Raw genomic sequence first — 10,046 nt, 5'->3', positions numbered from 1 at the left:
CTGTCCCCGGACGAGTACGAAGCCGCCTGGTACGCAAAGAACATCGATACACCCGACCCCGTGAACACCACCCTTGAGCAGGCCGTAGCCTGCTAGCCACCTCTCCGGATTATCGGGGGAACCTCACGACGATGATCTGCACGGGCGCAGACAGGTTCCGGGCCAGCCGCACCGGCCACTCCATGAGCGCCTGGGCTTCGTGGATGTCGATTGGTCCGAACAACGCGATGTAACGGCACACCAGCGGCCCCTGCCGCCTGCGGGCCTGGCGAACATCCTCTGCCTGCCCGACAAAGACCATCGTCGACGAATCCGCAGCCCGCGCCGCCGTCGCCGAAGTCACGACAGAATGAACACCACCACGACACCATGAACACCAAGCCCTGCCGGCCTCCGGCGGACGGTGCTTCACCACGCCGCTACACGCTCACCAGCAACGACGCCTACACGCTCACCACGAACGTCGCGCAACAGATCTCGAAGTAGGCGCGATTGATGTAGGGACCGATGAACTCTGTGTTCTGGACCTATCGGACGTCTCACCGGGTGCCGAGCCATGTCGGGTCGCTGCATTACTGCAGCGACCCGACCGTACGAATGATCTTCTACGCCACCAGTGCAAGCCATCCCGTCGCTGGTGGCCATCTGCGCGGCCCCATTGTTCCCCGTAGCGCTAGAAGGTCAGCGCAGCGCCCCTCGATCGCGTCGAGAACGGTCGATGGTGTGTGATCATGCAGATGTAGAACACGTAGCGTTGCAAAAACCTTGGCCTTGGCGGGGTTCGCCGCGTGCGCAGTCAGGCGGCCAGGTAGATCATCACGCCGACTAGCTTGACCGAGCCAACGAACCCTAGACGCAGCGTCGGTGATCAGGTAGATGCCAGTGACGATGTTGAGATCTACTAAGTCGGGAAAGCTGCTAAACGGCAGGGGCGCCAGGTGGGCCTTCTTGAGCCAGCGTCCCCCTGCTGGAGGTAGCCTTCTGATTTGCGTTGCGAGCAGGCGTGGTCCCGGGGGAACCACTGCTGTAAGTGAAGTCATTCAGCTACCGCCTCCTGAAAAGCGGCAGATTCAGACTCGAAGTCCTCCGGGCCGGCGCTGTTCGACTTCAGACCGACTAGCGCAGCCTTGATCGACTTTAGATCCCCCGCGGCAGCCCGCAACGCACCCTCAATCGATTCGATAACGTCGGCGTGGGTATCGGGCAGAGCGGGCAGCCCCGCCTCCTGCGCTGCGGCGCTAAGCGTACGTCCCGCTTCGCAGACAGCGATGATCGCGTCGATCAGCCCTTGGGTGATCGAGTTCTCGAATTCACCCTGTGCCTGCAACAGAAGCTGCTGTGGGCTGGCGTCTGGCTGCACCGGCGGCGTCTCGACGAGCGGCTCCCGCTGCTGACGCGGGCGGCGAACCCCTGCGAGCTTGGGGAACGCTGTATCGAACCATGCTCGCGTAATCTTTGAGCCGTCGACCGGTACTCCGGCATCGTCGACAACTCGCGGCTCTACGCCCTTGTTGGTCGCATAGGCCAGTTCGCGGAACAGTCCGATTGCGCGGGCTGGCCGTTGTAGCAGGGCGCTACGCACGTTGTTCATAGATCGCCGGACGCGCTTCACGTCAGCCTCGTCTGGCTCTGGGCTGCCTTGCGGAGCCGTTGCCTGCGCGCTGATCGAGCCACGGTCCGCTTCGATCAGGTTCCTTTCTGCTAGCCAGTGCATACCGCGGGTGGTCACAAAGATCTCGAGCGCTTCGGTATCGTTCGCCTCTGCCGAGGTCAGCAGTTCACTCCACGTGCCGGTTCCGTGGTAGCTAGTCCGGTTGCGAATCATCTTGCTGCCGAAGAGGCCATCCAGAACTCGCGGGTTCCATCGGTCGCTGTAGCCATCGCTGGCGACGGCGGAGAACATGCGGCTGCGGTGTTCAACGTGACGCGCTGTGCTCTGGGACGGAAACGGCTCGCCGAGAACCTCACGTGAACGCTTCCACTTCGGGTTCGACGTGCCGTCCGGAGGAAAGATGGTGTCGAGAAGCGCAAGGTCTCGGCGGTCGCGGGCGTCGACGATGGTTTCGCCAGGCACGGATGATGGATCGGGGCCCTCGCCTGCGAGCCACGCTCGTTCCTCCTCCGTCATGAGATTGACGGATTTGTAGGCGCGAAGCAGGGCACGGAGATCCGAGGCAGCTCGTTCGGCGAGCTTGTAGGCGAGCGGAGGCCGGCGATGGTCGACCCTATTCGGGTCGAACACCGTGTTGTGGAACTCCGGTAGGTCGTCGCCTCCCACGATGATCTCGATCGATACGGTTGCAATCTTGGAGGCGCGTACTGCGATCTTGTGTCCAGCGTGATCGGGATCTGCGTAGGCAGCCTTGAGGAGGTCAGCGAACATCGGAACCCAGATGCGCGGGTCTGTGGCCGGCGTGCCGATCTTGTCCAACATGATCTTGTAGGGATCGACGCCGAAGACGATGTCCTCTGGCTTGAGACCGAAGAGCTTGAGCCGGGCGCGTGACCGGTTCGCTCCCTTGACGGCTGTCAGGTCGACGACGGCTCGGACTTTGCTACCGCCGGCCCCGTCGGGCTCGCTGATGCTCCGAAGGAGCGGAACGTGAAGCGTGGTCTCATGCTGGCCGTAGATCACGATGTCTTCATCGAGTTTGTAACCGCGGTCGCCATCCGCAGCGTCTAGTGCGGCCCCCATCGTCCCGAGGAGCACGTTGACTCGGTTGTGCGAGACCGGATGGTCGGTCGTGATGAAAGGTGCATACTCGCCGTGCGCATTCCGGCCAGTGACCAGGGCGGGTAGTACTGAGTTGAGGTCTGCACCCGGCTTGAACGGAGCAGCGTAGGAGCTGCGGATTCGCTCGTTGTACTCGCCGGCGCTCCCCGCAAATCCGTGCACCTTCACCGTCAGTACGCGCTGTCCGGTGAGGTTGTTCCGGAGTACGTCAGTCTTGATGGCGTCAGTGGAGCCTTTTCTGCCCATGGTGAGGTACTGCTTCGGGTGGGAGATGTAGGCGGAGATTCCGTCCGTGATCTCCCGCGGCAAGCCAGTCTCCTGCGTAAGCGCTTCCGAGAACCGTTCGGTCCACTCTCGGGTATCCGAGCCGGGGTACGGGTTGGGTTCCGTCGGTGTGGTCGCGAAGTCTTCGTCCTCCTCGGCCGAGACCGAGCTAGAAGACTCGACTGATGTCGCGATGGTGCTCAAGGCGTCCTCCTCGCAGTGTGTACGGGCCTAAGCCCAGTACGCGGCTGCTCGAGCCGATTGGTTCGGGCAGAGCACGAGGCCCGAACCGCCCCTGCGGGACGTTCAGTTCTCCGGCATCGGATCCACCGCGGTGGCAAGCGTGCCGGCACCCGTTCCGATCCCACCTGTCGCCGCGCCCCTGTCAGGTTGTGTTGCGACCTGGCGTAGGGCATTGCGGGCTCTCTTCGACCAATGTTGGTCACTGAAGAGTCGAGGTGTTTTCGTCATCGGGCCTGAATGCTGGGTCAAATGTTAGACGACCAGTGCCACATTCGACACGGCGCAACTTATGACTCATGGTCAGCTTTCCGGACAGTCCTTTCTGAATGTCGCTCGCATGTCTGTCATGGGCAGCGGCCGAACCTGCCTGTCGGCCGACAGCACGACCCTCACCGGCACCGCATACGGCCCCAGGCTGTTCGTCCCAGCCGAGCCTGACGGGCTCAGCCAGTTCGACCGAGTTCTGCGGCTGCTCTGCACCGACCCCGACGCCAAGCGGGCCGCCATGACGATCATGCGGCCGGACGAGCTCGTGAACGCTGCCAACCCCGATGTCGCGGCACGCTCGGGCTGCACCTGATGCTCCGCGAGGGCAGGCTGCACATGAGCGCCTAAATGCGCGGCAACCACGCGGTGATCGGCCTGCTGGGGGACACGTTCGCGTTCACGTTCATCCAGGAGTACGTCGCGATCCAGCTCGGTGTGGCCATGGGCACCTACGGCCACCACGTTGGGTCGATGCACATCAACGTCCTCGACGAGCCGAAGGTGGACAAGATCCTCGCCGCCGGATCGACCACCCGGTTCGAGCCGGCCCGAATGCCGTCCACCACCACGGCCGACCTGCAGGTCGTGGCTACATGGGAGGAGTTGCTGAGTACCGACCGTGACCGCTACACCCCCGGCCGGACCCCGGACCTGCACGAATACAGGCGGCAGGTCATCGCGCTGCTGCTCGGACCGAGCTACACCGACCAGCAACTGCTCGCCGCGGCCGCGAGCGGCACGGACTCGGTCGCGCGGCCTGCTGCTGTGCAGGGCGCGCTGTTCTGACCCGCGCCGTTGGAACCCCGTGGTGCTGTCCGCAGCGGGTTGCGCTCGCTTCGACCGTGAGTCGCAGCCCTTCCCTCCAGCAATGCCGCCCAGCACTTGCTGCGGCAGTCGGAAGTGTCCGCACCAGAGGTCGATCCTCCCGGTGGTTCGAAGGCAAGGGATGCGGACAAAGATGATGTCCGCATCGTCGGCGTTGGATCCTGAAGCCTGGCTGATGGTTCATGGGAAAGTTGATTCGTGCTGCGGCCATGGGCGCCGTGGAACACTGATGGCGTGAAAGTTGCTGGAGTTCCGGAGCACTGGTGACCTGGTACGGAGGTGGCGATGGGTCAGGCACCGCGGCATCTGACGCCGTCCAGCTCCCTGCTGCACTACTTCGGTGCGGAGGTTCGGCAGCTACGCGAAGATAAGTGCCTGTCGGCTGCGGAGTTGGGGCGGCTGGTTTTGCATAGCGCGGATCTGGTTCGACGGATCGAGTTGGCCGAGCGCATGCCGTCTCAAGACTTCGTTTCGCGCTGTGATGATGCGCTTGACGCAGGCGGATCGTTGCTTCGGCTCTGGCCATTGCTGGACCGTGAGCGAAGGCTGCGGCTGGACCGGTGCTCGGCGCGCGAGAGCTACAACCCCGCGTTGTACGACAGGCCGGTGTTGGACTGGCTTCTGGCTCCCCGCATGGAGCCGCAGACGAAACCGAGTGGTGAACCCTTAGTCAAGCGCGCACAGCGCGACCTGCGGGAACTGCGTAGCCTCGACCACCGTCGAGGCGGCGGCGAGACGTATCCAAAGGTCGTCACTGCCCTGAACCGCGACATCGGAGCCTTGACCTCGACCGCGCCGGCCGTCGCCGTGGGCTTTCTGGAACTGGCCGGATATGAGGCCGTCGACCTCGGAGCTGACGGCCGGGCGCAAGCTCACTATCTGCAGGCTCTGGAGATAGTCTCCCGTGCTGGGGACCGCCAATTAGGCGGCTACCTCATCGCGGTGAGCCTGGCCCACCTCTCGTTGCACTGCGGCGATGCCGGAAACGTCGTGCGGCTGGTGACAGCCGCCATCCGCGGAATGGATCATGAAGGAGCGCCGACGGTGCGGGCGGCGTGCGAACTGGTACTCGCTCGGGCGTATGCCCGCCTGGGCGACGAACCAGCCTGCACCGCAGCCCTACATCGCGCGGAACGCAATCTCGACCATCCAGGACGCGGAAACGAACCCGAGTGGATCGCATACCTGGGCCAAGCAGATCTTGCTGATGGGATGGCTCACTGCTTCTTCGACCTGGATCGACACGCAGATGCCCAGGCCTGTGCCGCACTCGCAATCGAACTTGCCGGACCTGGCCGGAGGCGTAGGCTGGCGATCGATTCGGCTCTGCTCGCATCGTCGTTGGCGCGGACTGGCGACGTGGAGCAAGCCTGCATGGTTGGCCGACAGGCGATCGACCATGCCGCCGCTACCCTGTCTTTCAGAGGCGCGCACCGCATCATGCTGATGATGGCCGAGCTCCACCGCTACCTCGATGTCCCCACCGTCCGAGACCTGGCCGAATACCTGAAACTGCGGATGCCCACGATCCCGACGCTGCTCGCTACAGACCTAGATCGGTGAGTACGGTGCGATAAGCGGCCAACTCGGCGTCCAGGGCTGCTTTGATCGCTTGTGGTGATCTCAGGTAATGGCCGACGTCCGGCAGCACCACCAGGTTCGCCAGCAATCCACGGCTTTTGAGACTCGCGGCCAGGTCTACAGCGTCGGCGGCGGGAGCAACCGTGTCGGCGCCGCCGTGGATCATCGCGACCGGCCGGCACACCTCGTCTGGTGTTACATCGGCGTTCGGGTGCGACAGGATCGCGGCATGGGGTCGTTGAAATCTTGGTGCCGTGGTGATCCAGTCACCCGGATTGATTATCGCTGAACGAGCAACGGCGAGCGCGAACGGGGTGTCCGGTGTGCATACCGCCTTCAATGCCGTGTAGCCGCCGGCGCTGGCACCGGTGATGAAGATTGCAGTGGGCATTGCGCAGCCGGTGTGGATGAGGTGACGTGCCGCGTTCTGGCAGTCGATTACGTCGAGCTCGCCCCATCGCCCGTCGAGGGCTTTGCGGTAGGTGCGCCCGTAGCCGGTGCTGCCGCGGTAGTCGACGTCGGCGACCGCGAAGCCGCGGCTGGTGAAGAACTGAACCTCCCAGTCGAGGCGGATCTCGGCCTGGTAGGTGGGTCCAGCATGTGCCCTGACGATCACTGGGGTAGGTCTGCGGGGTCCGATGCCCTGAGCTGGGTAGAAGATCACCGTCACGTCGGCACCCCCGGAGGGGACGGAAATCTCCTCCGGCACCGACACGCACGAGACAGCCTGCGGATCTTCGTTGCTGTGGCGGACGACTTCGATCTGGTCCGTGCCGCTGGTGGGGACCAGGGCGATCTGCTGGCTGATGGCCGGAGCGGAGCCGATGACCGAAAGTCGATCATCCGCTGCGGCGAGATAAGGCTTGAGCGACGTATACGGCGTCGGGAGATCGTGCCACGTGCCATCGCCCGCCACGAGCGCCAGTCGACTTTCCGGGCCAACCTGGGTGATCACGGCCAAGCGGCCCTGCGGCAGGAACGCGTAGGTGGAGTAGCCGAGTTCCCAAGGTGCTGGCGCGCATTCAGCCTGCATCGCAGCGACCGGCACGATTGCCTGGCCGGCTGTGCGATAGAGGTTCCACCAGCCAGAACGATCCGACATGAAATACAGGTGTCCGTCGGGGCCCCATCGGGGTTGTGACGCCGACTCGTCTGGTCCGCCGGCGATCAGCTTCATCCGCGTCAGGCTGCCGGCGGGGTCGTAGTCGGCCACCCAGACTTCGGCACTGTCCCAGGGCATGACCGCCGACCCCCACTGCATCCAGGTCAGCCGCCCTCGGTTCAGCCGCGGAGACGCGATGAACGAAGCTTCATGGATCACCTGGGTCCGGTGCGTGGCCGGGTTGATGGCGATCAGCTGGTCACGGTCTGACGATTCGCGAACGGCCAGGAGTAATCCGTCATTGAACACGAGGTCGCCATGCTGACGCTGGTCGCGGGTGTACTGGATCTTGTCGTTCAGCCAGATCTGGCCGTCGGCTGCCGTTGTGGTCCAGATGCCACCGCTGCTGGCGGCGTATGGGCCTCCGCCGTAGGCATGAACGCTGTTGCCCACGTCCACGGTTCCGAGCTGCAATCCACGTGCCTGCGTCCAGGTGCCTACCACGCTGCCGCCACGGCTGGGTACGGACTCAACCCAGTGCAACGCCTGCCCGGACGCCGACAGCCAATCGAAGGATCTCGTGCGCTGACCGACCTGCTCTATGGAGACAGGCGACTCCACATGATCAGATTTGGTGGCCGCGCGCAACCTGTCCATCTCCCCATATGACCACACCTGCGACCTGCCGTGCGTAGGCGGCCTGATCACTAGGCCGAGGGCGGCGCGGGTTCGCCGCCATTTTGGCGAGCTGGCCTGGCCCGCGCCATCGACCGTCGGCCGGAGAACGGCCTCCAAGCACTGGTCATCCGCTACGGCATAACCGCAGCGGCAACGCCCTGACACAGGGCAGCTGGCCGCATCTCGCACTGTGGGATGCGGTGGCCGCGGCAGCGCTGCTCGACCTGCTCGCCGCGGCGGTGAGTGGCACGGACTCGGCGGCGCAGCCTGCTACGGATCCGGCTCGCTGATGCCGCGCATACCGGTTGCCACGGTCGCGGCTTCCGTGCAGGCCCGAGGGTTCGAGCCTGCACGGAAGCCGCCGGTCTACCGGATGCGAATCGAGTTGCCCTTGGCCAGTGACCCGGACGCCTGATATAGCGCTGTGGCGCCGGTCGGGCTGGCGCCCGGAGCGTAGATCCTCAGCACGAAGCGGTCGTCGGTGGCCGGGGTGAGCCGGTCACCGTCGACACCTTCGACGGTGAAAGGATTGGTGGTTGTCACCCCGTCGACGGTGACCGTCGCCGTGCCCTGAAAACGGCCCCGTGAGTTGTTGGTCTGGTCGACGACCATCCAAGCGAAGCCCGTGGCGTCGAGGCTGAGGTCGTGGCAGTTGGCGGCATTGGGCTTGTTGCAGTGGGTGCCGGTCCGGTAGGAGAAGTGGAAGTCGTTGCGGGGATCGAGCGCACCGTTGCGGTACTCGACGGTGAAGCCGTAGTCGGCTGCGTCGTCCTGACCCGGACCGACGAGCCCCGGCAGGACATCACCAGCGGCCAGGCTGGGCACGAGGTCTTTCTTGTTGCGGCCGGTGAAGCTCTCTGCCGCCGGATCGAACACGACGAGCATGGTGGTGGCCACAGGGCTCCAGTTGCCGGCCGCATCCACGGCGCGTATCCCGACGTCGTGCACACCGACGGGAAGGCCGGCGCCGAGTGAGGCGACCAGGCTGCCGCCGGAGAGCGGCATCGCCGTCGCGTTGCCCGCTCCGGGGTCGGCGCCGACGAAGTACTCCCCGCGCACCACGCCGGAGAGCGCATCGGACGCCGGCACCGACATGGTGCTGCTCGCCGTGCCGACCGGCTTGGGGTTGGCTGTCCAGCTTGGCGTCCCCAGGGCCGGCGGGGTCCGGTCCAGGTTCACGGTGAGCGTCGCGGTCGAGCTGTTGCCTGCGCGGTCGAGCGCTTGACCAGAGAACGACTGGCCGGCGCCCTCACCGGTGACCGCGAAGGAGTTGGTGCAGGTGACGATGCCTGACAGCGCATCGCTGCAGCCGTAGAAGACTGCGACGTCGGTGTTGTGCCAGCCGTTTTCGTTGGCCGCTGGGTACGGTGTGGCGGTGATGGTGGGCGCGGTTGCGTCCAACTGGACCACCACGTTGACGGTCACGGTGTTGCCGGCCTTGTCCTCAGCGGTGGCGGTGATGGTTTGTCCGTCGGTGTCTGCGCTGACCACGGTCGGCGGCGGGCACGTCAGGATGCCCGACAGCTCGTCGGCACAGGTGAACGTGACCGTGGTGGCGCTGTTGTGCCACCCCGCGTCGCCGGCCGGCGGGGTTAGTGAGTAGACCAGCGACGGCACTTCGCGGTCGATCGACAGCACGTACCGGCCAGTGGCGCAGTTGCCTGCCGGGTCGCAAGCCGGTGCCGAGGTGATGACCTGCTCAGCGCCGTCGGCGGCCACCGTGACGGGGGCCGGGGTGGTCGGCACGCCAGACGACGGCACGGGGTCATGCGCGACCCAGGAGACCGTGACCGGGGCGTTGAACCAGCCGTGCGCGTTGGGTGTGCGGTCTGGCTGCGGTGTCACGTCCGGGGGAGTCTGGTCGGTGACCGCGATGATCACGGCTACCGGTCCCGACTGCAGCGTTCCTGACGTCGCCCGGTAGGTGAACACGTCGTCGCCGAGGAAGTCGGCATCGGGCGTGTACCGCAGCGATCCGTCTGCGGCGAGCTGCAGGGAGCCATGTGCGGGCGGCTGCACGAGGACCGCCTGCAACGGGCCGCCAGTGTAGTTCACGTCGTTGGCCAGCACACCCGGGGCAGCGACCTCGAACACCGTCGCGGCTCGCGCCGTGTACCGGTCGGCGGCACCGCTGATCAGGCTGACCGCGCCGGTGGCTTGGTATGCGACGAGCAGGTCGACCGTGCTGGCCACCGGGATCAGGGGAGTTGTCGTCCGGAGCAGTTCGGGTCGGTTGGTGGGTGGGGTGATGTCGAGTTGTGTTCCTGCGGTGGGCCAGAGGGCGACGGTCGGGGTGGAGCCGTTGGCGGCGGTGAGGTTTGTGGGTGTGCTGGTTTTGCCGCTGGTGACGGG

General features: G+C 65.2%; 7 protein-coding genes. 3 read left to right on the top strand and 4 right to left on the bottom strand.

Features of this window, described 5'->3' with window-relative positions; all coding sequences use genetic code 11:
- Positions 1 to 109: 109 nt before the first annotated feature.
- Together HAV39_RS30585 and HAV39_RS30580 are read right to left on the bottom strand one after the other, a co-directional pair.
- Positions 110 to 343 (bottom strand): hypothetical protein, encoded by a 234-nt coding sequence (locus tag HAV39_RS30585; RefSeq protein WP_191842636.1) that lies wholly within the window; start codon positions 341 to 343, stop codon positions 110 to 112.
- Between the two features lie 693 nt (positions 344 to 1,036).
- Complete coding sequence (locus HAV39_RS30580; protein ID WP_191842635.1) at positions 1,037 to 3,202, bottom strand: hypothetical protein; 2,166 nt, start codon at positions 3,200 to 3,202, stop codon at positions 1,037 to 1,039.
- Between the two features lie 385 nt (positions 3,203 to 3,587).
- Between HAV39_RS30580 and HAV39_RS30575 the strand changes: the two genes are divergently transcribed.
- The 3 genes from HAV39_RS30575 to HAV39_RS30565 all read left to right on the top strand — a co-directional run bounded on the left by HAV39_RS30575 (position 3,588) and on the right by HAV39_RS30565 (position 5,896).
- Complete coding sequence (locus HAV39_RS30575) at positions 3,588 to 3,821, top strand: hypothetical protein (protein ID WP_191842634.1); 234 nt, start codon at positions 3,588 to 3,590, stop codon at positions 3,819 to 3,821.
- A 35-nt stretch (positions 3,822 to 3,856) separates the two neighbouring features.
- The gene (locus HAV39_RS30570; protein ID WP_191842633.1) at positions 3,857 to 4,294 is read left to right on the top strand and encodes a thymidylate synthase family protein; all 438 of its coding nucleotides are present in this window, start codon (positions 3,857 to 3,859) and stop codon (positions 4,292 to 4,294) included.
- A gap of 324 nt (positions 4,295 to 4,618) precedes the next feature.
- Positions 4,619 to 5,896, top strand: coding sequence for a helix-turn-helix domain-containing protein (locus tag HAV39_RS30565; protein WP_191842632.1), 1,278 nt, complete (start codon positions 4,619 to 4,621; stop codon positions 5,894 to 5,896).
- On the opposite strand, the gene HAV39_RS42940 is transcribed toward HAV39_RS30565, so the two are convergent.
- The gene (locus HAV39_RS42940; RefSeq protein ID WP_239121080.1) at positions 5,877 to 7,673 is read right to left on the bottom strand and encodes a S9 family peptidase; all 1,797 of its coding nucleotides are present in this window, start codon (positions 7,671 to 7,673) and stop codon (positions 5,877 to 5,879) included. The genes HAV39_RS30565 and HAV39_RS42940 overlap by 20 nt on opposite strands.
- Before the next feature lie 387 nt (positions 7,674 to 8,060).
- Entirely contained in the window at positions 8,061 to 9,887 is a 1,827-nt protein-coding gene (locus HAV39_RS30555) for an Ig-like domain-containing protein (RefSeq protein ID WP_275413997.1), read from the bottom strand.
- Between the last annotated feature and the right edge of the window lie 159 nt (positions 9,888 to 10,046).

Source organism: Catellatospora chokoriensis (genome assembly GCF_011297315.1).
Taxonomy (GTDB): domain Bacteria; phylum Actinomycetota; class Actinomycetes; order Mycobacteriales; family Micromonosporaceae; genus Catellatospora; species Catellatospora citrea.
Note: the sequence above shows the minus strand (reverse complement) of the source record. Positions and strands in the feature narration are given on the sequence as shown.